At 54.2% G+C, this 22,644-nt stretch carries 21 protein-coding genes; 17 read left to right on the top strand and 4 right to left on the bottom strand.

Annotation, left to right across the window (positions count from 1 at the left end):
* Position 1: 1 nt before the first annotated feature.
* The 6 genes from ACR3EJ_RS20070 (at position 2) to ACR3EJ_RS20045 (ending at position 5,420) form a co-directional block, all read left to right on the top strand.
* Positions 2-1,210, top strand: a complete 1,209-nt coding sequence (locus tag ACR3EJ_RS20070) for an NADH:ubiquinone reductase (Na(+)-transporting) subunit B (RefSeq protein WP_170545957.1) — start codon at positions 2-4, stop codon at positions 1,208-1,210.
* Complete coding sequence (locus tag ACR3EJ_RS20065) at positions 1,203-2,018, top strand: Na(+)-translocating NADH-quinone reductase subunit C (RefSeq protein WP_170545954.1); 816 nt, start codon at positions 1,203-1,205, stop codon at positions 2,016-2,018. Before ACR3EJ_RS20070 ends, ACR3EJ_RS20065 begins: the two co-directional genes overlap by 8 nt.
* The gene (locus ACR3EJ_RS20060) at positions 2,018-2,671 is read left to right on the top strand and encodes an NADH:ubiquinone reductase (Na(+)-transporting) subunit D (protein ID WP_170545951.1); all 654 of its coding nucleotides are present in this window, start codon (positions 2,018-2,020) and stop codon (positions 2,669-2,671) included. The genes ACR3EJ_RS20065 and ACR3EJ_RS20060 overlap by 1 nt, the downstream gene beginning before the upstream one ends.
* A complete protein-coding gene (nqrE, locus tag ACR3EJ_RS20055) occupies positions 2,671-3,279 on the top strand; it encodes an NADH:ubiquinone reductase (Na(+)-transporting) subunit E (RefSeq protein ID WP_010441340.1) in 609 nt (202 codons plus the stop codon). Before ACR3EJ_RS20060 ends, nqrE begins: the two co-directional genes overlap by 1 nt.
* A 10-nt stretch (positions 3,280-3,289) precedes the next feature.
* Positions 3,290-4,513: an NADH:ubiquinone reductase (Na(+)-transporting) subunit F gene (gene nqrF / locus ACR3EJ_RS20050; protein WP_010441342.1), complete on the top strand. Its 1,224-nt coding sequence runs from the start codon at positions 3,290-3,292 to the stop codon at positions 4,511-4,513.
* 70 nt (positions 4,514-4,583) lie between these two features.
* Entirely contained in the window at positions 4,584-5,420 is an 837-nt protein-coding gene (locus ACR3EJ_RS20045) for a metallophosphoesterase (RefSeq protein ID WP_170545949.1), read from the top strand.
* Positions 5,421-5,423: 3 nt separating this feature from the next.
* Here the strand turns inward: ACR3EJ_RS20045 and ACR3EJ_RS20040 are convergent, their stop codons facing one another.
* Complete coding sequence (locus ACR3EJ_RS20040) at positions 5,424-5,948, bottom strand: CBS domain-containing protein (protein ID WP_010441346.1); 525 nt, start codon at positions 5,946-5,948, stop codon at positions 5,424-5,426.
* Between the two features lie 122 nt (positions 5,949-6,070).
* Here ACR3EJ_RS20040 and ACR3EJ_RS20035 point away from each other — a divergent pair, with 122 nt between their 5' ends.
* The 7 genes from ACR3EJ_RS20035 to ACR3EJ_RS20005 all read left to right on the top strand — a co-directional run bounded on the left by ACR3EJ_RS20035 (position 6,071) and on the right by ACR3EJ_RS20005 (position 13,363).
* Positions 6,071-6,256: a hypothetical protein gene (locus tag ACR3EJ_RS20035; RefSeq protein ID WP_170545946.1), complete on the top strand. Its 186-nt coding sequence runs from the start codon at positions 6,071-6,073 to the stop codon at positions 6,254-6,256.
* Positions 6,257-6,323: 67 nt separating this feature from the next.
* Positions 6,324-7,349: an FAD:protein FMN transferase gene (locus ACR3EJ_RS20030; RefSeq protein WP_170474848.1), complete on the top strand. Its 1,026-nt coding sequence runs from the start codon at positions 6,324-6,326 to the stop codon at positions 7,347-7,349.
* Between the two features lie 15 nt (positions 7,350-7,364).
* Positions 7,365-7,595: a (Na+)-NQR maturation NqrM gene (gene nqrM, locus ACR3EJ_RS20025; RefSeq protein WP_010441352.1), complete on the top strand. Its 231-nt coding sequence runs from the start codon at positions 7,365-7,367 to the stop codon at positions 7,593-7,595.
* Positions 7,596-7,610: 15 nt separating this feature from the next.
* Positions 7,611-9,281: a sulfatase-like hydrolase/transferase gene (locus ACR3EJ_RS20020; RefSeq protein WP_170545942.1), complete on the top strand. Its 1,671-nt coding sequence runs from the start codon at positions 7,611-7,613 to the stop codon at positions 9,279-9,281.
* A gap of 84 nt (positions 9,282-9,365) precedes the next feature.
* Entirely contained in the window at positions 9,366-10,883 is a 1,518-nt protein-coding gene (gene gpmI, locus ACR3EJ_RS20015) for a 2,3-bisphosphoglycerate-independent phosphoglycerate mutase (protein WP_170545938.1), read from the top strand.
* Positions 10,880-12,013 carry a peptidase M23 gene (locus ACR3EJ_RS20010; protein ID WP_170545935.1) on the top strand — a complete coding sequence of 378 codons (1,134 nt, stop codon included), beginning with the start codon at positions 10,880-10,882 and terminating at the stop codon, positions 12,011-12,013. The genes gpmI and ACR3EJ_RS20010 overlap by 4 nt, the downstream gene beginning before the upstream one ends.
* Before the next feature lie 6 nt (positions 12,014-12,019).
* Complete coding sequence (locus tag ACR3EJ_RS20005; RefSeq protein WP_170545931.1) at positions 12,020-13,363, top strand: S41 family peptidase; 1,344 nt, start codon at positions 12,020-12,022, stop codon at positions 13,361-13,363.
* Positions 13,364-13,410: 47 nt separating this feature from the next.
* Here ACR3EJ_RS20005 and ACR3EJ_RS20000 read toward each other — a convergent pair whose 3' ends face one another.
* From ACR3EJ_RS20000 to ACR3EJ_RS19990, 3 genes are all read right to left on the bottom strand, one after another.
* Positions 13,411-14,937: an MFS transporter gene (locus tag ACR3EJ_RS20000; protein WP_170545928.1), complete on the bottom strand. Its 1,527-nt coding sequence runs from the start codon at positions 14,935-14,937 to the stop codon at positions 13,411-13,413.
* Between the two features lie 102 nt (positions 14,938-15,039).
* Positions 15,040-15,393 (bottom strand): hypothetical protein, encoded by a 354-nt coding sequence (locus ACR3EJ_RS19995; protein ID WP_170545925.1) that lies wholly within the window; start codon positions 15,391-15,393, stop codon positions 15,040-15,042.
* 9 nt (positions 15,394-15,402) lie between these two features.
* A complete protein-coding gene (locus tag ACR3EJ_RS19990; RefSeq protein WP_170545922.1) occupies positions 15,403-16,164 on the bottom strand; it encodes a DUF6478 family protein in 762 nt (253 codons plus the stop codon).
* Positions 16,165-16,391: 227 nt separating this feature from the next.
* Here ACR3EJ_RS19990 and ACR3EJ_RS19985 point away from each other — a divergent pair, with 227 nt between their 5' ends.
* Genes ACR3EJ_RS19985 through ACR3EJ_RS19970 form a run of 4 tightly spaced genes read left to right on the top strand, consistent with a single transcriptional unit; the run spans position 16,392 to position 22,639 of the window.
* A complete protein-coding gene (locus ACR3EJ_RS19985; protein ID WP_170545919.1) occupies positions 16,392-19,487 on the top strand; it encodes an ABC transporter transmembrane domain-containing protein in 3,096 nt (1,031 codons plus the stop codon).
* Positions 19,477-20,376, top strand: coding sequence for a CPBP family intramembrane glutamic endopeptidase (locus tag ACR3EJ_RS19980; protein WP_170545917.1), 900 nt, complete (start codon positions 19,477-19,479; stop codon positions 20,374-20,376). The genes ACR3EJ_RS19985 and ACR3EJ_RS19980 overlap by 11 nt, the downstream gene beginning before the upstream one ends.
* Positions 20,377-20,435: 59 nt before the next feature.
* Positions 20,436-21,368 (top strand): acetyl-CoA carboxylase, carboxyltransferase subunit beta, encoded by a 933-nt coding sequence (gene accD, locus ACR3EJ_RS19975; protein ID WP_170474877.1) that lies wholly within the window; start codon positions 20,436-20,438, stop codon positions 21,366-21,368.
* Positions 21,365-22,639 (top strand): bifunctional folylpolyglutamate synthase/dihydrofolate synthase, encoded by a 1,275-nt coding sequence (locus ACR3EJ_RS19970; protein WP_170545914.1) that lies wholly within the window; start codon positions 21,365-21,367, stop codon positions 22,637-22,639. Before accD ends, ACR3EJ_RS19970 begins: the two co-directional genes overlap by 4 nt.
* The last annotated feature ends 5 nt before the right edge of the window (positions 22,640-22,644 follow it).

Genomic DNA, 22,644 nt, shown 5'->3' with positions numbered 1-22,644 from the left:
AATGGGTTTGCGCAGCTTCTTTGATCGGATCGAGCCGAACTTTACCAAAGGCGGCAAGTACGAGAAGTATTTTCCCATCTACGAGATGGTCGAAAGCTTCATCTACACTCCGAAAACCGTAACTTCCGTTGCCCCTCACGCGCGGTCTTATGTGGATATGAAACGGATCATGACTTATGTCGTGATCGCTACGATCCCCTGCATTCTATGGGGGATGTGGAACACCGGTTATCAGGCGAACTCGGCGATTGCCGCGCTTGGACCTGATTCGGCAACGGGCTGGCGGATCGCCCTTTTGCAGATGTTTGGCATCTCGCTGGACCCGTCTAGCATCTTTGCCAACGTGGCGCATGGGCTGCTCTACTTCCTGCCGATCTATATCGTGACTTTGGTAGCAGGGGGTATTTTCGAGGTCATTTTTGCGACAGTGCGGGGCCATGAGGTAAACGAGGGTTTTCTTGTTACTTCTATGCTTTACACGCTTATCATGCCGGCAACGACACCGCTGTGGCAGGTGGCCCTGGGCATTATATTCGGTGTTGTGATCGGCAAGGAGGTTTTTGGCGGGACCGGCAAGAACTTCCTCAACCCTGCGCTTGTGGGCCGCGCGTTCCTATACTTCGCGTATCCGGCTCAGATGTCTGGCGACTCGGTTTGGACACCGGTTGACGGGTTCTCGGGTGCGACGGCTTTGGCCGTTTCCGCAGCCGAGGGGGTTCAGGCTCTGGCCGCCGAAGGCATCACTTGGTCCAGCGCATTCTACGGCACCATCCAAGGAAGTTTCGGTGAGACATCGACACTGGCCTGTATGATCGGCTTGGGCTTCCTGCTTCTGACCAAGATCGCGAACTACCGATTGATCTTAGGATGTCTGGCCGGAACCATCGGCTTTACCCTGCTACTGAACGTGATTGGGTCGGACACCAATCCAATGTTCGCCATGCCCTGGTATTGGCACATCGTACTTGGCGGGTATGCCTTCGGGCTGGCCTTTATGGTCACCGAGCCCGTCTCTGCCAGCCACACCAATGTTGGGCGTTACATCTACGGGGCGCTGATCGGTATCATGGTTGTGTTGATCCGTGTGGTGAACCCGGCTTTCCCCGAAGGCATGATGCTGGCGATCCTGTTCGGAAACGTCTTTGCACCGCTGATCGACTATTTCGTCGTCCAGGCAAATATCAAACGGAGGGCGCGTCGCCATGTCTGATCCGCAATCCCAAGAACCAAAAGGCGCGATTGCCAAGTTTCTTGCGGCCTCGCCGGATTCTGTTGGCAAGACGATTTTCGTCGCTGTGGCTGTATGCCTAGTTGCGTCGATGGTCGTATCAGCAGCCGCGGTCAGCCTGCGCCCTGTGCAGGAAGCGAACAAGCTGAAGGACAAACAGGTCAATGTTTTGCAAGTCGCGGGTGTTTACGAACCCGGCATAAATGTAACCGAAGCCTTCGCCGCGTTTGAACCGCATGTACTGGACCTTGCGACAGGTGACTTTGTGGACGACCAGTTCGATCCTGCCGCGTTTGACGATATCGCTGCTGCCAGTGACCCGGAACTAAGCGTTGCATTGGACGATGACCCGGCCGGGATCGGTCGTAAGGCCAAGTATCGCGTCATCTACCTTCTGCGCGATGATGCCGGTGATCTGGATAAGGTGATCCTTCCGCTGCATGGCTATGGCCTCTGGTCGACGCTCTATGGCTTTATTGCTTTGGAGAATAACGGCAACGATATCTACGGCCTTCAGTTCTATCAGCATGGTGAAACCCCGGGTCTAGGTGCCGAGGTGGATAACCCACGCTGGAAAGCGCTGTGGAACGGTAAAAAACTGCGGGACGATGCGGGTGATCTGCAGATCACAGTCGCCAAATCTCAGCCCGCAGCTGGTGCCGATTTTTATGTCGATGCGTTGGCTGGTGCCACGCTGACCTCTGTCGGTGTTGATAACCTGGTAAAATTCTGGATGGGCGATGCGGGCTACGGCCCGTTCCTGGCCAAACTGCAAGCAGGAGATCTATGATGTCCCAGACCAAGAAAGAGCTGTTGGTCGATCCGCTCGTCGACAACAACCCGATCACACTGCAGGTGTTGGGCATCTGCTCCGCACTTGCGGTGACCTCATCGCTACAGGTTGCTTTCGTTATGGCGCTGGCAGTGACCTTCGTGACCGGGTTTGCGTCAATGTTCATCTCCATGTTGCGCAACCAGATTCCGGGGTCGATCCGGATCATCGTGCAAATGGTGATCATCGCTTCACTGGTGATCTTGGTGGATCAGATCCTTAAGGCCTATGCTTTCCAGATATCGAAAACCCTGTCGGTTTTTGTTGGCCTGATCATCACAAACTGTATCGTTATGGGGCGGGCCGAAGCGTTTGCCATGAAGAACCCTCCGATTGCTTCGTTCATCGACGGTGTAGGTAACGGCCTCGGCTATGGTCTGATCCTGATGTTGGTTGGTTTCATCCGCGAACTGTTTGGCTCGGGCAGCCTGTTCGGCGTGACGATCCTGCAAACTGTGAATAATGGCGGCTGGTATGTACCGAATGGTCTGCTGTTGCTGCCGCCTTCGGCCTTCTTCGTGATCGGCCTGCTGATCTGGGCTTTCCGCACCTGGAAGCCGAACCAGGTCGAAGAACGTGAATATGAAATCCAGCAGGTAGAGGCGCACTGATGGAAGGGCTTATTTCTCTGGCCGTAAAGGCCATCTTTGTCGAAAACCTCGCGCTCAGCTTCTTTTTGGGGATGTGTACCTTCATCGCCGTATCCAAGAAGATTTCGACTGCACTGGGTTTGGGTATCTCGGTCATGGTCGTGCAAGCGATCACTGTGCCGACCAATAACCTGTTGCTCAGTTATCTGCTGAAACCGGGTGCGCTGGCCTGGGCGGGTTTCCCGGATGTGGACCTGACTTTCCTTGGTCTGATCTCGTACATCGGCGTGATTGCCGCGATGGTGCAAATCCTTGAGATGGTTCTCGATAAGTACTTCCCGCCACTCTACAACGCGTTGGGTATCTTCTTGCCCCTGATTACCGTGAACTGCGCCATCCTAGGCGGCTCGCTGTTCATGGTTGAACGCGACTATAACTTTGCCGAGGCCGCGACTTATGGCCTGTCTTCGGGCTTTGGCTGGGCGCTGGCAATTACCGCAATGGCAGGTGTTCGGGAAAAGCTGAAATATTCGGACATTCCAGATGGCCTGCAGGGGCTGGGCATCACCTTCATCACTGCAGGTCTGATGGCTATGGCCTTCATGTCCTTCTCGGGCGTGAAATTGTAAGGAGGGCGCAATGGAAACCTTTAGCCTTGGCGTAATCCTTTTTACCCTGATCGTTCTGGCGCTTGTGGCCATCATTATGGCGGCCCGTTCCAAGCTGGTGTCGACCGGTGATGTCAACATCACCATTAATGGCGAGAAAACAATCTCGGTTCCCGCAGGAGGCAAACTGCTGCAAACTCTTGCGGCGGAGAAGCTGTTTGTCCCATCGGCCTGCGGCGGTGGTGGGACGTGCGCGCAATGTCGTGTCAAAGTGCATTCGGGCGGAGGATCTATCCTGCCCACCGAGGAAAGCCATATCACCAAGCGTGAGGCGGCTTGCGGTGATCGCCTATCTTGTCAGGTTGCCGTCAAGCAGGACATGGATATCGAAGTTCCTGAAGAGGTCTTTGGCGTCAAAAAATGGGAATGCACCGTTCGTTCGAACGAGAACGTAGCAACCTTCATCAAGGCCCTGACACTGGACCTGCCTGAAGGCGAGGATGTGAACTTCCGCGCCGGTGGCTACATCCAGATCGAAGCGCCTGCGCACCAGCTGGCTTATACGGATTTCGACGTCGAAGAGGAGTACCGCGAGGATTGGGATCGCTTCAATCTGTGGCAGTACAAATCCGTCGTCGCCGAACCGATCGAACGCGCCTATTCCATGGCCAACTACCCGGATGAAAAAGGCATGATCATGCTGAACGTCCGCGTGGCGTCGCCCCCTCCGGGGTCCGAAGGTATCCCGCCGGGTCAGATGTCGTCGTATATCTTTAACCTGAAACCGGGCGACAAAGTCACAATCTCGGGCCCGTTTGGTGAGTTCTTCGCCCGCGAGACCGAGAAAGAGATGGTCTTCATCGGTGGTGGTGCTGGTATGGCCCCGATGCGCAGTCATATTTTTGACCAGCTCAAACGTCTTGAGAACCGCAACCGCAAGATCAGTTTCTGGTATGGCGCGCGCTCGAAGAAAGAAATGTTCTTTGTCGAGGATTTCGACACTCTGGCCAAAGAGTTCGACAATTTCGAATGGCATGTCGCTCTGTCGGATGCCCAACCCGAGGATGATTGGAAAGGCTACACCGGCTTTATCCATAACGTTCTGTTCGAAGAATACCTCAAGAACCACCCGGCGCCTGAGGATTGCGAATACTACATGTGTGGCCCGCCAATCATGAACCAGTCGGTCATCAACATGCTGCTGGATCTGGGCGTGGATCGCGAAGACATCATGCTCGACGATTTCGGCGGATAAACAGTATTGATCGGTTCCATCCTTTGGAGCCGATTTTTTTCTCAGAGTTGATCAGTCAAAAGGCACCCCGGTGCCCTATTTTTCGACTGATGCTGCGCCGTTTTTGTCTCAGAAGGTAACAGGCGATATGCTAACCGGATGGATCAAAAGGTTTTTTGCGTCTCAAGCGCTACCTGATCAAGTAATAGGCACATCCTCACTGGCACCGACAGAGAAGTTCTATGCCATCGGCGACCTTCATGGCAGGCTGGACCTCCTGCAGATGCTTTTGCCTGCATTGGACGGTGCTTGTCCTACAGTGTTTGTTGGCGACTATGTTGATCGAGGTGAGCACAGCGCACAGGTTTTGCGTCAGTTACACCACCTGGACACACGTTCGGAAAAGAAAGCGATCTGCCTTAAGGGCAATCATGAGGACATGTTGCTTGGGTTTCTAGATGCTCCAAGAAAATGGGAGCGTGTTTGGCTGCACAATGGTGGTGCCCAGACCTTGGCCTCATTTGACCTGACAGATATTGAACTCTCCGATCCAGATGCCGTCGCTGAAGCGCTTCGGGGCGCGATGGGGCAATCCCTTGTGGATTGGCTGTTAGATCGTCCGCTGACCTGGACAAGTGGCAATGTGACCGTTGTTCACGCTGCGCTTGACCCGTCGCAGCTGGTCGACGGACAGCAAGACAGCACCTGCCTCTGGGGACACCCGCAATTTCGTAAGAAACGTCGAAAAGACGGGCAATGGGTAGTGCACGGGCATACGATCGTCGACGAGCCCATGATTGAGAATGACGTCATATCTATCGACACCGGTGCATTCGTCACCGACCGCCTGACCGCCGCGGAAATCTCACCCGGTTCTGTCCGATTTATCTCGGCGAGTCACACCGGAATCGAGTGGGAATCGGCTTAAGAGTTAGCCGACAATCATCTGTTTCATTCTAAGCGCTTCATATTCCAGTTCCTTCAATCGGAAATGGACTACGTCCCCAATAGTAATAACGCCGCGCAAATTGCCGTCACTTAAAACAGGCATGTGCCGGAAGCGACCCTCGGTCATAGTTTTCAGCACATCGTTCAGATAGTCGTCTGGGCTACAGGTTTTGACCTCAGTCGTCATCAGGTCGGCCACAGATTGAGGCAATGTCTGACCGGGTGTTTCCGCCATTCGGCGAACAATATCACGTTCAGATAGGATCCCTTGCAACGAACCATTCTGATCCGTGACCACAACTGCACCAATGCGCTTTTCCCGTAAGATATCTACAACTGAATGGATCGTATCGTTGGGTCGTACAGAAAAAACAGCATCCCCTTTGCCTTCCAGCAGTTTTGAAACCGTTGTCTGTGTGTGTGACAGGTTTGTTTCAACTGACTGACTGCGAGTCGCCTTCGCGGCCTTGTCGCCACGGGTCGGGGGCTGGTAAGAGCTTGGGGCCATGGGCGGTCTCCTCTTTCACAGGTAGTGTCCTTATTCTCTACCTTACCGCAGGGATAGGCGCTGTATAGGTGCAAATTCGAAAACCGATGTAACCGGACTACTTTACAAGGAGTTCCAAGTTCTTGAGCGAGCTTTACCTGACCCCGCCGGTTGCTGCGTTGATCTTCTTTGTTGTCGTTGTCTGTGGTCACAATTTCCGCATGGTGTGGAAACAACAACCCTCAGGCTGGCAAAAACGCGCATGGATCTTTGGTGTGCCAGCCACGATTGGGCTTCTTGCCCTTGCGTTTTTGCCGCTCAAGATCTGACGCCGGTTTGACTCTGAACAGGGCCGCTGGCATATGCCGGGCAAGACTACTCGCAGGAGATCGCCCCATGCGCCCGTTGATTGCCTTGGCTTCGTTGTTGTTTGTTTCGGCTTGCCTGTTTGACAAGGAACCTGATGTGGTGCGCCTGTCCGGTGAGACTATGGGTACCACATTCAACATTACCGCTATCGGCGATGATCTGGACGAAGCTGCACTGGGTCAGGCGGTTCAGGAGACACTGGCACAAGTTAACGCAAAGATGTCAAACTGGGACCCGAATTCCGAGGTTTCGACCTTCTCGTCCTCAGACAGCACAGAACCAATGCCGGTTTCAGATGAGTTTGCGTTCGTGATCGAAGCCGCAAACGAGGTGCATGAGAAGTCTGGCGGTACGTTCGATGTCACCCTTGGTCCGCTGATCGAGTTGTGGGGATTCGGCCCACGTAAGCCCGAAGACCCGGTTCCTGCCGATGCTGAAATTGCCACAGCGTTAGCTCAGGTGGGTCAGGCCCGCCTACTGACATTGGATAGCGCAGCCGGCACCCTTGCGAAATCAGACGCAGGCGTGGGGATCAATTTGTCTGCGATTGCCAAAGGCTATGGTATCGATGCGGTTGCTGCACAACTGCGCGACGCTGGTATCGAGAACTATATGGTCGAGATTGGTGGTGATCTGGTGGCCATGGGTGAGAACGACAAGGGCGAAAGCTGGCGGATCGGTATCGAAAAGCCCGAAGCTGACGCACAGGCCATCCAGCTAATCGTTCCGCTGGATAATCTGGGGATGGCAACTTCGGGTGATTATAAGAACTTCTTTGAACAAGACGGTGTGCGTTACTCGCACATTATCGACCCGGTCACGGGACGGCCGATCACTCATCGCACCACTTCCGTAACGGTTCTGGCGGATGATGCGATGATGGCAGATGCCTGGGCGACAGCGATGCTGGCACTTGGTCAGGAAAAAGGAATGGAAATCGCGGAAAAGAATAAACTTGCCGTGTTTTTTATCTCGCGCGATGTGACAAGCGGGGAAGAAGCCTATATCACCGTACAAAGCAGCGCTTTCAAGGATGCGCTGGGAACCAACTGATCGGTAGGCACTGCTATGAGCACCTTTATTCTGGCATTCGTATTGTTACTGATCATCATGGTCGGGATGTCGTTGGGCGTAATGCTGATGGGTAAGACCATCAAAGGCAGTTGCGGTGGCTTGAATGCAATTTCCGGTGCTGACAAATGTGTGGTTTGTCAAAAGGATATCGACCCCGATAGCCCCCTGCGTGATCAGTTGCAGTGCAAGCGTGCAAAAAAGATGCTGCAACAGATGGAAGGCTAGGATAGTCCTCTTGGCATGAGCAAAGCCAAGAACGTCCTCTTCATCATGTTCGACCAATTGCGCTGGGATTACCTCAGCTGCTACGGACACCCACATCTCCATACGCCAAACATTGATAGGCTCGCTTCGAGGGGCGTGCGGTTTACCCGCGCTTACATTCAGTCCCCCATTTGTGGCAGTTCGCGCATGTCGACCTATACCGGTCGCTATGTGCATTCGCACGGCGCGTCCTGGAATAATATCCCGCTGAAAGTCGGAGAGATCACCTTGGGTGATCACTTGCGAAAGGCGGGGATGGATTGCTGGCTGGTCGGCAAGACCCATATGGCTGCGGATGCCGAAGGCATGGCCCGGCTGGGATTGGAGCCCGACAGTGTGATTGGTGCGCGCGTGGCTGAATGCGGGTTTGACGTGTTCGAGCGTGACGATGGATTGCGAGCCGAGGGACCAGATGGTTTTTACGATCCGGATGGGGCCAAGAAGTATAACGAATACCTGAAGGACAAAGGGTATGAGAGCGACAACCCCTGGCACGACTTTGCCAATTCGGGATTGGATGCGGATGGTAATGTTCTGTCCGGGTGGTTTCTGAAAAACTCCTCCGAGGCGGCCAATATTGCCGAGGAAGACAGTGAAACCCCATATCTGACCACCCGTGGGATGGAGTTCATGGGTTCTCATGACGGCCCTTGGTGTTGTCATCTCAGCTATATCAAGCCTCATTGGCCTTATATTGTGCCGGAACCCTATGCATCGATGTATGGTCCCGAGCACGTTCTGCCGGTGGTTCGGTCTGAGTCAGAACGCCAGAATGCGCATCCCGTGCTTAAGGCGTTCATGGACACGAAAATTGGCCAAACTTTCTCGCGTCAGGACGTACGCGAGGCCGTTATCCCTGCTTATATGGGCCTAATCAAGCAAGCCGATGACCAGATGGGGCGGCTGTTCGACTGGATGGAGAAAACCGGGCGGATGCAGGATACCATGATCGTGCTAACCTCGGACCACGGGGATTTTCTGGGCGATCACTGGATGGGAGAGAAGACATTTTTCCACGATGCTTCAACAAAAATGCCCCTGATCATTTACGATCCATCGTCTGAGGCTGATTCCACGCGCGGGACCACTTGTAACGCATTGGTCGAGTCCATCGATCTGGCCCCCACGTTTCTTGAGATTGCTGGCGGGGAGCCCGCAGGCCACATCCTCGAAGGGCATTCGCTGCTGCCTATTTTGCATGGTCAGGCCGATAGCACGCCACGCGATGTGGCAATCTGTGAATATGACTACTCTGCATCACCAATAGCTCAGAAGCTGAATGTCTCGGTTCGGGATGCGGTCATGTTTATGGTCGCGAACGAGAAGTGGAAGTTGATCCATTGCGAGGGTGGTTTTCGCCCGCTCTTGTTTGACCTTGAGAATGATCCAAATGAGCTGACCGATCTGGGTGATAGTGCGGAGCACGCAGACATCATTGCAGAAATGTATGACCACTTGTTTGCTTGGACCCGCCGTCCTTCGCAGCGTACCACCCGGTCCGAAGAGCAACTGCTAAACATGCGCGGTTCCAGCGGCGGAACTGGCATCGTGATCGGCATTTATGACGAAAATGATATGCCGCTCGAGCTGACTGTGAAGTATCGCAACCGTAAGGCACGGCCCTTTGGCGACTACACGTCAGATTAATTCTGCTCTTGTAGCTTCAAAAGACGGTTCAACCTTGCACGGGCAGGGGGTAGAAGATGGCGACGCCGAAATCGGAGAGCACTCATGACCGCCCCCAAACCCGTTGTTCTGTGTATCCTTGATGGTTGGGGGCTGTCCGACGACACCAAAGCCAATGCGCCATATCTGGCAAACACGCCGACCTTTGATGCCCTCATGGCGGAAGGGCCACATGCGCAACTGATTACGCACGGGCCGGATGTGGGCCTGCCAAGCGGCCAGATGGGAAACTCCGAGGTCGGTCACACCAATATTGGGGCAGGGCGCGTGGTTGCGATGGATCTGGGTCAGATCGATCTGGCGATCGAAGACGGTTCTTTTTCCAACAATGAAGCACTGCAAGATTTTATCGCCAAGGTGAAAGCAACAGGTGGCATAGGCCATCTGATGGGATTGGTCTCGGATGGCGGTGTACATGGACACCTTGATCACATTGTAGCCGCCGCTAAAGCCATCACCGATGCCGGCGTTCCAGTTGCGTTGCATGCCATCACAGACGGGCGCGATGTGGCGCCGAAATCAGCTTTAAACTACATTGCGGAGCTCGAAGACCGTTTGCCTGAAGGGGCAAAGATCGTCACGGTCTGCGGGCGATACTATGCCATGGACCGTGATAATCGCTGGGAACGCGTTTCTGAGGCTTATGACGCGATAGTCAAGGGACAGGGGCGTACCGTGGTCTCGGCACATGAGGCTGTTGATCACGCCTATAACCAATCCGAGACAGACGAGTTCATCGCGCCCACGGTGGTCACCGGGTACTCGGGCATCCAGGACGGTGACGGATTTTTCTGTCTGAACTTCCGTGCCGACCGCGCCCGCGAGATACTGCGCGCAATTGGCGAACCAGGTTTTGCAGATTTTGACACTGGCCCGCGCCCGCAGTTATCGGCTTTGCTTGGCATGGTCGAATACTCCGACGGCCACAATGCCTATATGACGACCGTATTCCCTAAGCGGGACATTGTGAATACTCTGGGCGAATGGGTTGCGAAACAGGGTTTGCGCCAGTTTCGGCTGGCCGAAACTGAGAAATACCCCCATGTGACCTTTTTTCTAAACGGTGGCATAGAACAACCCGAAGAGGGCGAAGATCGTTTCATGCCCAAATCGCCCAAAGTGGCGACATATGACCTGCAACCCGAAATGTCCTCGGCCGAGGTGACCAGTAAATTCGTCGAGGCGATACATGACGGATATGATCTGATCGTCACAAATTATGCCAACCCCGACATGGTCGGTCATACCGGTGATCTGCAGGCTGCGATTGATGCCTGCGAGGCGGTCGACCAGGGATTGGCACAAGTGGTAGCTGCCTTAAAGCAGGTGGGTGGCGCGATGATCGTGACCGCCGATCATGGCAACTGTGAAATGATGGTTGATCCGGAAACCGGCGGTCCGCACACCGCCCATACTTTGAACCCTGTTCCAGTTGTATTGGTTGGCGGCCCCGAAAATGCAAGCCTGCGCGACGGGCGACTGGCCGATCTGGCACCAACGCTGCTGGAACTTATGGAACTACCAAAACCTACAGAAATGACTGGAGAAAGTCTGCTGACATGAGGATTCGCCCGGTCCTCATAGTAGCGTTGATTTGGTCGACGCCTGTCATCGCGCAAACTAACCCGTCTATGGCGGCGCTAGAGGCGGCAGAGATGCTTGAGCAAGCCTCGATAGCTCTGACCGAGGCTGACAGTGCACGTGATCGGGTCAAAGCGCTGACCGAAACGCTTCAGGCGTACGAGGCTGGTCTGACCGCGATGCGTGACGGCCTGCGTCGTGCGGCCCTACGAGAAGCGCAATTGACGGCGGAACTTCAGGTGAGAGAGCAGGAGGTGGCGCAGCTGCTTGGTGTTCTGCAGACTATCGAGACCACCGCGCCACCGGTACTGATGCTGCACCCCTCCGGCCCATTGGGAGCGGCTAGAACGGGTATGATGCTGTCAGAGGTTACGCCTGGCCTGAACACTCAAGCCCAGAATCTTGCAGCCGATTTGCAAGAAGTCCAAACGCTGCGCCAGCTCCAGCAGAATGCCGCCAATACCCTGACAAAAGGTCTGACGGGGGTGCAAGATGCTCGTACGAAACTGAGCGAGGCTATTGCGGACCGTACTGACCTACCGCGCCGCTTTGTCGAAGATCCCGTGCGCACTGCTATTTTGATATCTTCGACCGAAACGCTGGACGGGTTTGCCAGTGGATTGTCTGAGATTTCCGATGGCGAAATCGCAGATACAAACGCCGGTATCGCGGATCAGAAAGGCCATATCGCCCTACCCACCAAAGGGGTCATTCTTCACCGATCGGGGGAAACAGATGCGTCTGGCGTTACGCGCGCCGGTCTTGTGTTGGGAACGCGGCCTCGCGCATTGGTAACGTCACCCACAGCCGCAACGATCCGCTACCGAGGACCATTGCTGGATCTGGGGAACTTAGTGATCCTTGAGCCTCAACCTGGGCTGCTCTTTGTGTTCTCGGGTTTACAAGAGGTGTATGGCAATACGGGAGAGGTGATCCCCGAAGGCACTCCAGTGGGTTTAATGCCGGGTGAAACCCCGGGAATCGGCGCTATTATGTCAACAAGCGGTGATGGCACTGGAACTGATCGGTCAGAAACGCTCTATATAGAGGTAAGAGAAGATAACAGCCCAGTGGACCCGGAATTATGGTTCCGGACGGACAAGGATGGATAAACGAGTATGAAGAAATTTGTGATCGCCGGTCTGGCCGGCACCGTGGCGGGGTTAATCGCAACCACACAGATTGCGGGGCCCTTGTTGGCGCAAGAGGCCGAAAACAAGGCTGGAGTGTATGAGCAGCTTGATCTGTTTGGCGATATTTTCGAACGTATCCGCGCCCAATATGTCGAAGAAGTCGAAACCGATGAATTGATCGAAGCGGCGATTGACGGGATGCTAACCTCGCTTGATCCGCATTCCAGCTACCTGTCGCCTGATGATGCCGAACAAATGCGTGTGCAAACGCGAGGCGAATTCGGTGGTCTTGGGATCGAAGTCACGCAGGAAGAGGGCTTTGTCAAAGTTGTCTCGCCCATGGATGATACCCCGGCAGACGCGGCCGGGATCGAAGCAGGTGATTTCATTACCCATGTAGATGGCGAAAGTATTCTTGGGCTGACTCTGGATAAAGCAGTTGATTTGATGCGTGGCCCGGTAGGGTCGGAGATCGTTATCACGGTCGTGCGCGAAGGTGAGCAGGAACCCTTTGATGTTACGATCGTGCGCGACACAATCAAACTGACAGCCGTCCGCGCGCGCACTGAAGGCACCAGTGTGGTGCTGCGCGTCACAACCTTTAATGATCAGACCTTCCCAAACCTCAAGGAAGGGTTGGAAGAACAAATTGAAGAGGCGGGTGGTATCGAAAATGTAAACGGTGTCGTTTTGGATCTGAGGAATAATCCGGGTGGTTTGCTGACGCAGGCTATCAAGGTTTCAGATGCGTTTTTGAATGAAGGTGAGATCGTTTCGACCCGTGGTCGCAATCCAGAAGACGGTGAACGGTTTAACGCCACACCCGGTGACCTGACCGGTGGTAAGCCTATTGTTGTCCTGATAAACGGCGGCTCAGCGTCGGCTTCGGAAATCGTGGCTGGCGCACTGCAGGATCACCATCGTGCGATTGTGGTTGGCACTAAGAGCTTTGGCAAAGGATCAGTCCAAACGGTAATGCCAATTCGAGGCGATGGCGCGATGCGTCTAACTACATCTCGCTACTACACGCCCTCGGGTCGTTCGATTCAAGCGCTTGGCGTCAGCCCGGACATCATTGTAGAGCAACCCCGTAACCGACCCGATGAAGAAGATGAGGACGATGCAAACGCCCGCACCCGGTCTGAGGCCGATCTTCGTGGTAGCCTGAACAATGACAGCCTGAGCGAAGACGAGATTCGCCAGATTGAAGAGGACCGGGCCAAAGCTGAAGCGACAGCAGAACTTCGGGAAGAAGACTACCAGTTGGCCTATGCAATCGACATCCTCAAAGGTCTTTCGGCATTCAACCCAACCGGACCTTCGCAATAATAGTCGTGGGGCCGCAATAGGCGGCCCCACCTCCAATTTATTCAGCTTTATTCTTCGATCTTGTGCAGTTTTTTCTCGTCCAGCATCAGGGCAAGGATAATTCCTACCGCGACCGAGAAAGTGGCGAAGACAAAGGCCATGTTCATTCCGGTGTCAAAGGCTGCGGTAATTGCAGACTTAACTTTTTCGATTTCACCCGATCCTAGTTTCTGCATTACAGTTTTTGCAGATTCTGTGGTCAGCGTCCCACCATTAATTGCCTTTTGATCGGCGTCAGACATATCAATGCCTGCAGCCGCAAGCCCAGTTTTCAGGCTTTGCAGACTGGATACATACATGACCGCAGTCGCGCAGGCGACAGATATAGCGCCGTAGACAAGATGGGTCATGAAACTCAGCCCCCCGACCAGACCGGCGCGTTCGGGCTTGACTGCGCATACAGCTGCTGTGCCGGACGGACCAACTGTCAGCGTTGCACCCAATCCTATCAGGGCCATTCCCGGCAATATCTGAAAATATCCGGCGCTGGCAGGCATTACGACCACGCTTGCTGCGCCGAGTGTCGAACAGACATATCCCCAAAAGAGCAATCGTTTGGGTCCGAAGTCATTGTAAAGCGTGCCCGAGACAATCGAGCCAACGGCCAACAGGACCGTCAGCGGGGCCAGGCCCAACGCGGATTGAAAGACAGACCACCCAAGAACTTTCTGCATATATTGTGGAAAATACAACAACCCCACGAAAGCGGCGGAGACATTGAACATGTTCAGACCCAGGGTGATCAGAAACTCTCGATTCTGCATTAACTGGGGCAGCAGCAATGGCTCCTTGACCCTCTTTTCGACCTTCGGAAACAAGAAAAACAATACAGCGCTGACAAAAAACAGCAGTATGAGAGGTAGCGACGTCCAGCCCCAGTCGGCCCCTACGTCCAAGCCGTAAAGCAGTAACAATACCGCCAATGACAGGATGCCCATACCTGCAAAATCGATATGCTCCCCTTTCTTATGCTCGGTTTCACGCTCCATCAGTAGGATGGCTGTGGCCATTGAAACGCAGGAGAACACTACGTTTGCCAGGAAAAATAGCCGCCAGTCACCCAGGTTGACCACTGCGCCGCTGATCATTGGGCCGAAGACATTGCCTGTGGTAACACCGGCTAGAATTAACCCCATAACAAGCGCGCGGTGCTCCTCTTTCGCAACTTTGGTCGCACCAAACGCAAGAGTGCAGGGCCAGACGCATCCTGCCCCTATCCCCTGCAACGCGCGCGCTCCGATCAAATAGTCCAATCCGGGCGAGACAAAGCACAAAATCGACGCAAACAAGAAAATCGAAAGGCCAATGATCATCATCCTGCGATGGCCATACATGTCACCTAAGCGACCACCGGCCACCATCGTCATGGCAAAAAACAGGGCGTAGATATTCAGAACCCATTGGGTACTGGTTATGTCTGCGTCAAAGCTGCTTTCAATTGCGGGCACCAGCATCAGAGCCCCGGTGAAATCGATCCCGATACCGAATGCCGTCACCATCAGGGCGATGATTTTTATGATGCTCTTGCGATCCATGGCCTCATCACTTGATGACGGTAAGCCTCAATGATGCACGGACAACGCTGAAAAGAAAGAAGTTTGCCGCGCATGGCTGTTAGTGATCGCGACAAAACGGGTCTAAGATGCCTGAGATCTGCGAAACGCGCGCTTTAACATGTCAAGTTCAGCGCGAAGTAACGCGACCTCGGCCCGCAGATCATCAGCAGCGGGAGATCCGGCAATGACGGTAAAATCACCTAACTTCTCACCGGTTATCGTGTCACGGATTAAGAAACACTGCACACCTTCGGAAACGGCGGAAGACGGTACTGGAATGCGCAAAACCCACCCCTCATCATCGGGTATCAGTTCGACATCTGGCAATTGCTCACCCAGATACTGCACTTCAACCTGAGGAGTACTTTCACTGCTCAGGTGACCTTCCCATACAGCGTTCTCAAAACGAACTGGGGTTAAGCTTGTTTGCGTCATCATGTGCCTCTAAAGATCTGCCCTGTGATGGCGGCAAAATGTCAAATCGCGTAAAACCACACGATTCATTGCAGGTTGATCAATAATCAGGTCCAGCCAGAGTTTTTCAATCCGACGTTCGTGCAATTCTAGATGTGCCAGGTCGAAATCGACCGAGCATTCTGGCGTCGAAAGATCGAGCTCGCGCAGAACCTGCTCGGAGTTGGGGCCATGTTGGATGTTGAGTCGGGAAAAGACGGTTGTCGGGCGTTCGGATTCAATCACAGTGTCCACCCGCATCATGTGCTGACGAGTCAATCCAACGGCGGCATCTGGTGGAAGCTCGATGGACAACGACAGAAATGACCCTTGAAAATCAAAGATCTCTATCGCCTGGCTAAATGGGGCCAAGTCCTTTTCCCGCCGGTTGCGGGTTTGCTGCAATCCAATCTCGCTCAAAGAGCAGTCGTGAAACAAGGTAACTTGCCCATCTATCTTCGCCTTACGCGGTGCGGATGCCAGTCCCTTACGCGATGCAGGTAAACGCCAAAAATCTGGGCGCCATGACCAGTCGGTTCCCAGTGGTTTCGGAATTTGATCAGAGCCAAGCCGCGGCTGGATCAATCGATTATCAGCAATTTGGATGACTTGTTCCAGCTGTCCCCGCAATTGCCGCGCCTCATCGCGTTGACGCCTAAGCTTGGGCAAAGCCAACTGGTCGGCCAACTGCTCTGTCCGCTGAAACCGCCGGATTGTCTTGCGCAGAATATAGCGATCCAGAATTTCCCTCATCGTCCTCTCATCCAAACCTGTCTCTCTTTAGTCAAAAGCCGTGCAATGGACAAACCTGTCCTGATTAATAACGAGTGATATTTTTGAGATCTGAACAAGACACGCAGATCAACTGGAATTTACGGCGGCGGTACTTCACAATTCTTGCAATGGACTGGGCTGCAGCTTACCGTCGGCGTTCTGGCGAAATGACCCCAGATCAATTAAAGTCACGACGAGGCAGGGGCATGGAACCCACCCTATTTTCATTCATCTGGAAGTATTCGAAGAAACAGCAACTGGTACTGCTGTGTTTGACGGTTTTATCATTTCCGTTTCTCTATGCCTCATTGGAGCTTCCAAAGCAGATTATCAACGATGCTATTGGTGCACCAACGGACACTGTGACTGTGCTTGGTATCACTGTGAGCCAGGTGCAGTACCTGATGATTCTGTGTTTTGCCTTCCTGGCGACGGTGATCGCCAGCGGTGTCATGAAAATGCGCATCAACACTATGAAAGGCATTTTGGCCGAACGGATGTTGCGGCGTCTTCGCTTTAGTCTGATCAGCCGCTCTATGCGGTTTCCCAAATCCTATTTTGCGACAACCAGTCAGGGTGAGCTGGTGTCGATGATTACTTCCGAGGCCGAGCCAATGGGCGGGCTGATGGGCGATGCAATTGCGCAGCCTGTTTTTCAGTTTGGTCAAATGATGACCATCGTCACCTTTTTGTTCATGCAAAGCGTCTGGTTCGGACTTGCCAGTATAGCATTGATCCCGCTGCAGGCCTGGCTGATCCCCAAGCTGCAACGCCAGATCAACCTGCTGAACAAAGACCGCATTCAGGAGGTTAGGCGGTTAAGCTCTGAAATCGGGGAAAGCGCTGCCGGGATAAGCGACCTGCGCACCAACGGTGGCTGGCGCTATAGACTGGCGCAGTTCAGCCATCGTCTGGGAACCTTGTTCGAGATCCGTTTCAAGATCTACAACAAAAAGTTCTTCATGAAATTCCTCAATAACCTGATCACTCAGATTACGCCCTTTTTGTTTTACTCGGTGGGCGGGTATCTGGCGATCACCGGTGAGGTGACAGTGGGCGCGCTGGTTGCCGCGCTTGGTGCCTACAAGGACCTCAGCGGCCCGTGGAAAGACCTGTTGACCTACTACAATCAGGTGCAGGATATGTCGCTGCGCTGGGAAATCGTGATCGAGCGTTTTGCGCCTTCAAACATGATACCTGAGCGGTTGTTTGATGGCGTTCCAGATACCATCCCGCATCTCACCGGGGATATCGAGTTGCGAAACGTGACGGTTCGTGACGATGACGGCAAGACGATCCTCGAAGATATCGATCTGATAATTCCGAAAGGGGCCCGGATCGCCATTCAGTCCAAACACGCCTCTGAGCGTAGTGCGCTTGCGCAGCTACTGACGCGCGAGCTGCTTCCGGTTCAGGGAGAGGTCTTGATGGCCGGTCATAACCTGCGCGACCTTCATCAAGCGGTGATTGCCGCAAGGATCGGCTATGCTTACTCGCGACCATATTTGTTTGACGGAACGCTGGGGGACAACCTCTTGATGCCATTGCGCACGCATCCTCAGCACGAACAAGATGCGCTCAGAGTGCCCTCGCGCCGTCAAATCGAGGCGGTTCGGGCAGGGAACCCTCCGGATTCCTTGTCTGATGAATGGGTCGACCCAGGTCTAGCGGGTCTCGACGACATCGAAGACATTCGCGACTGGTGGTTCCAGCTTGTCGAAGCTATGGGCATCGATGAATTTATGTTTCGCCGAACGTTGCGTTCTCAATTCGATCCGAAAGTGCACCCGGCGCTGGCAGAGGAAATCGTCAATCTGCGCGATACTGTTGCGACCCGACTGCAGGAGCGAGGGTTGGACAAATATGTTTACCGGTTCGATCCGCACCAGTTCAATCCAGCTGTTCCTTTGGGTGGTAACCTGCTTTTTGCCTCGCCAACGCAGGACATAGCGCCTGACATCCTTGCAGGTGATGACCGGTTCCTATCGCTGCTCAGGGCCAATGATCTTGATGGTGATGCGCTGGGGATTGCCGAGGCTGTACTGGAAACCTTGAACCAGACTTTCGGGCGTGACGGCGCTGATCACCCGCTGTTTCTAAGGCTCGGCATGACGAAGGACATGTATCACCGTCTGCTGGATATCGAAGAGCGCCGCAAGACCAAAGGAGATGATTCTATCGGTGATCAGGAACGCGCACTTCTGCTGACCGTGCCGTTTATGCTGACTGCCGAGCAAATTGGCCCCAGCTTCCCTGAGGAATACAAGGAAAAGATCCTTTCCATCCGTCACACTCAGGCCGAACGTTTGCGGGCTGCCATGGGGTCAATGTTTATCCCGGTGTCGCCGGACACCTATGTTCCACGCCTAACAGCCATGGAGAATGCTCTCTATGGTCGCGTCTCGATCATGGCCGGGGCTCAGGCCGAAGAGATCGAAGATCTTGTGGCCGAAGTGCTGAACGAGGCTGGGCTACGCCGCAGGGCTGCCGCAATCATATATGACCTGCCGTCCGGACTGGGTGGGAACAACCTGCCAACTGTGTTTCAGGAACGCGCTGCGTTTTCACGAGCGGGAATAAAGCGACCGGATATATTGATCCTAGACAAAGCGCTGGCCAGCCATGATTCAGAGAGCCGTTTGAGAACCCGCCTGAAGTTACGCGAATTGTTGCCCGATTCAGTTATGATTTTCATGGAGGATCACTTCGCCCATCCTGAAGCCTATGATTTGTTTGTGGAAATCAAAGATGGTCGAATTGACGGTGTGTCGCGTGTTGCCACAACAGGTGAGGAGGACACGTCGGATGATCTGAGCCGAAAGCTGAAGATCATTTCTTCTACCGAATTGTTTGCACGCTTGGACGGGCGCAACCAACGCCTTCTTGCCTTTTCGGCCCAATGGTACGAGGCGGCGGCAGGTCAAACCATATTTGCGCGTGGTCAGGCGCCCGATGCAGCCTATTTGTGTATCTCTGGTAAGGCCACCGTGAACTGGATCAATGAGCACGGTGAAAAACGCTCAATCTCGACGGTAGAGCCAGGGCGTCTGATCGGTGATTTGGCGATCATTACCAATGAGCCCCGCCAATTGGATCTGGTGGCTCTCACGGATTGTTCCTTCCTACGAATTGGTGCCGAAGAATTACGGGCAGTAATCGAAAGTGATGCAGGTGTGGCGGTTAGGCTCCTTGAAACGGTGGCCGGCTATCTGACCACCGTTTCTGAACGGCTGCGTAACGGTAGCACGCTGATTGGTGAAGAACCGCCTGTGACAGATGTTGAGCGAAACGATGAACACTAGAGAACAGCCCGGCGCTTATAAGAGCCATCAACACCTGATTGAGGACGCCAGCAGGCATCCAGAGATCTGGCGTCTTTTTGCAGGCTTAGCGCTGGTAGCAGTGGTTGTGGTGACGCTCAACGCAATTTTATTTGCTACTGTCGTCAGCCTGGGCCCGCCCGGGTCAGCGGCTGCCTTTCTCACGGGGTCTTCCCCGTTTGCGCTGCTTATCGTGCTAGCCAGTTTTATTTTTGCCACGCTGGGGGTCGCGCTGGGTGCAAGATTGTTTCAGCACCGTTCGCTGTCTTCCATCGTCGGAAATCAGTCGATCGCCCTGCGGCAGTTCTGGCGCGTCCTTCGCGCGCTGCTCATACTTAGTTTCGTAATATTGGCGTTACCGCCCTACGATCTGGGTGAACCATTGTTAGTTAACCTTGGCTGGTCCAAATGGCTTCTATTGTTACCTTTGTCCTTGGGCGCGGTTTTCATTCAGACGAGCGCCGAAGAAATTCTGTTTCGCGGCTACCTTCAACAAAGTCTCGCTGCGCGGTTTCGGTCTCCAGTTATCTGGATGGGGCTGCCGTCGATCTTGTTCGCTGCAGGTCATTATAGTCCTGCCACCGTTGGTGATAATGCGATCCTGATTTCCATTTGGGCTCTTACCTTCGGATTGCTGACCGCTGATCTGACTGCGCGGGCAGGGACACTTGGACCTGCCATTGCGCTGCATTTTTTTAACAACTTTGCCGCACTTCTGGTCATTTCTCTGCCCGACAACCTTGGGGGCTTGGCCTTGTTTCACCTGCCTTACGAGGCATCCGATGCGGATGCGCTCAGACCCTGGTTGTTTGTAGACTTCGCGCTGATGGTCGTTGGGTGGCTCACCGCGCGATTGGTCCTCAGGCGCTGATTGCATTTCCGGGCATTGCGTCTTATTTGACGTCAACGCCGCAATATCAAGGTTCCCACATGAACTGGATCACAAACTACGTACGCCCCCGGATCAACTCGATCTTTTCGCGCCGCGAGGTGCCTGAAAATCTTTGGCACAAGTGCGGCGAATGTGGAACCATGCTGTTTCATCGCGAGCTGGCGGAGAACCAGAATGTCTGCACCCAGTGCGGCCATCATATGGCGATCACACCACGGGACCGATTCACGCATCTGTTTGACGGTGGTATTTTCTCGGAAGTCGAGGTTCCGGCCCCAAAAGATGATCCGCTGCAGTTCCGCGATCAGAAAAAATATCCCGACCGGATGAAGGCTGCCCAGAAAAAGACCGGCGAAAAAGAGGCGATGCTGGTTGCCCTTGGCGAGATCGGCCGTACACCGATTGTAGCTGCCGCGCAGGATTTCTCGTTCATGGGCGGATCAATGGGCATGTATGTCGGCAACGCCATCATCGCCGCCGCACAAGAAGCTGTGAAGCTGAAACGCCCTTTGATCCTGTTCTCGGCTGCGGGCGGTGCGCGGATGCAGGAAGGTATTCTGAGCCTTATGCAAATGCCCCGCACAACGGTGGCAGTTGAAATGCTCAAAGAGGCAAACCTGCCCTATATCGTTGTCCTGACCCACCCGACCACAGGCGGCGTCACCGCATCTTATGCCATGCTGGGTGACGTTCACATTTCGGAGCCCAATGCATTGATCTGTTTCGCCGGACCACGCGTTATCGAACAGACGATCCGCGAAAAACTGCCCGAAGGATTCCAGCGCGCCGAATATCTGTTGGATCACGGCATGCTTGATCGCGTGACGAAACGTACCGAGATGCGGGAAGAATTGATCACGATCACCCGCATGCTTATGAATCAGCCCCCAGCGATCAAAGGCGACTTACCCGCGCCTGAACCCGAAGAGGCCACTTCAGAGGCGCCTGCCGAGGAAGCGGTCAAAAAATGACCGCCCAATCCTCGGATGTCATCCTCGACCGGATGATGGCGCTGCACCCCAAGATCATTGATCTGACCTTGGACCGGGTTTGGCGTTTACTGGCTGCGCTCGACAATCCGCAAACAAAACTGCCGCCTGTCATCCATATCGCTGGAACCAACGGCAAAGGCTCGACCCAAGCCATGATCCGGGCAGGTCTTGAGGGGGCAGGGCGCGCGGTCCATGCCTATACGTCTCCACATCTGGCCCGGTTTCACGAACGAATCCGGTTGGGTGGTGAGTTGATTTCCGAAGCCGACCTCACCGCCGTTCTGGATGAGTGTTATGCCGCCAATGGTGGTGAAAAAATCACCTATTTTGAAATCACAACCAGCGCTGCACTGCTCGCGTTTTCTCGTTCAAAAGCCGATTATACATTGCTTGAGGTTGGATTGGGCGGGCGACTGGACGCCACGAATGTGATTGATCAACCTGCGTTGACGGTAATCACACCCGTCTCAATCGACCATGAGCAGTTTCTTGGCGATACACTTGGCAAGATCGCCGCTGAAAAGGCGGGAATCATCAAACCAGGGGTTCCCTGTATTGTCGGCCCGCAACAGGATGAGGCACTGGAAGTCATCGAATACACTGCGGCTCGTCTCGGCGCTCCGCTGTTCATGCACGGGCAGCACTGGCATGTGCACACGGAGAATGGTCGCCTAATTTATCAGGATGAAACCGGTTTGCGCGATCTGCCCATGCCCAACCTGTTGGGGGGGCATCAAATTCAGAATGCCGGTGCCGCCCTGGCTGCATTGCGTCACCTACAAATGGGTGATGATGCCTACGAGGCTGCGGTCACCAAAGCCGAATGGCCTGCCCGAATGCAGCGGCTGAAAACCGGCCCTCTGGTCGAGCAAGCCCCTCAAGCCGAGCTGTGGCTTGATGGCGGTCACAATGCAGCTGCAGGGGCGGCGTTGGCTGATGTTTTATTGTCATTGCCAGAACGACCGACGCATATGATTTGCGGTATGCTAAACACCAAGGATGTCACTGGCTATCTCGCACCTTTGGCCACAAAAGCTGCCAGCCTGACCGCTGTCTCCATTCCCGGCGAACAGAATACGCTGAGCGCTGAAGACACAGCCGCTGCAGCCGCCAAAGTGAATCTTACCGCAACAACCGCTGACAGCGTTGCAGACGCGCTTGCGGCAATCACTGCCCAAACCCCTTACGCGCGGGTTTTGATTTGCGGGTCCCTTTATCTCGCAGGGAACATTCTCCGAGAAAACGCCTGATCCGG

The sequence above is a fragment of the Ruegeria sp. AB11 genome (genome assembly GCF_056536325.1).
The sequence above is the reverse complement of the archived record's forward strand: the minus strand, read 5'-3'. Positions and strand labels throughout refer to the sequence as shown.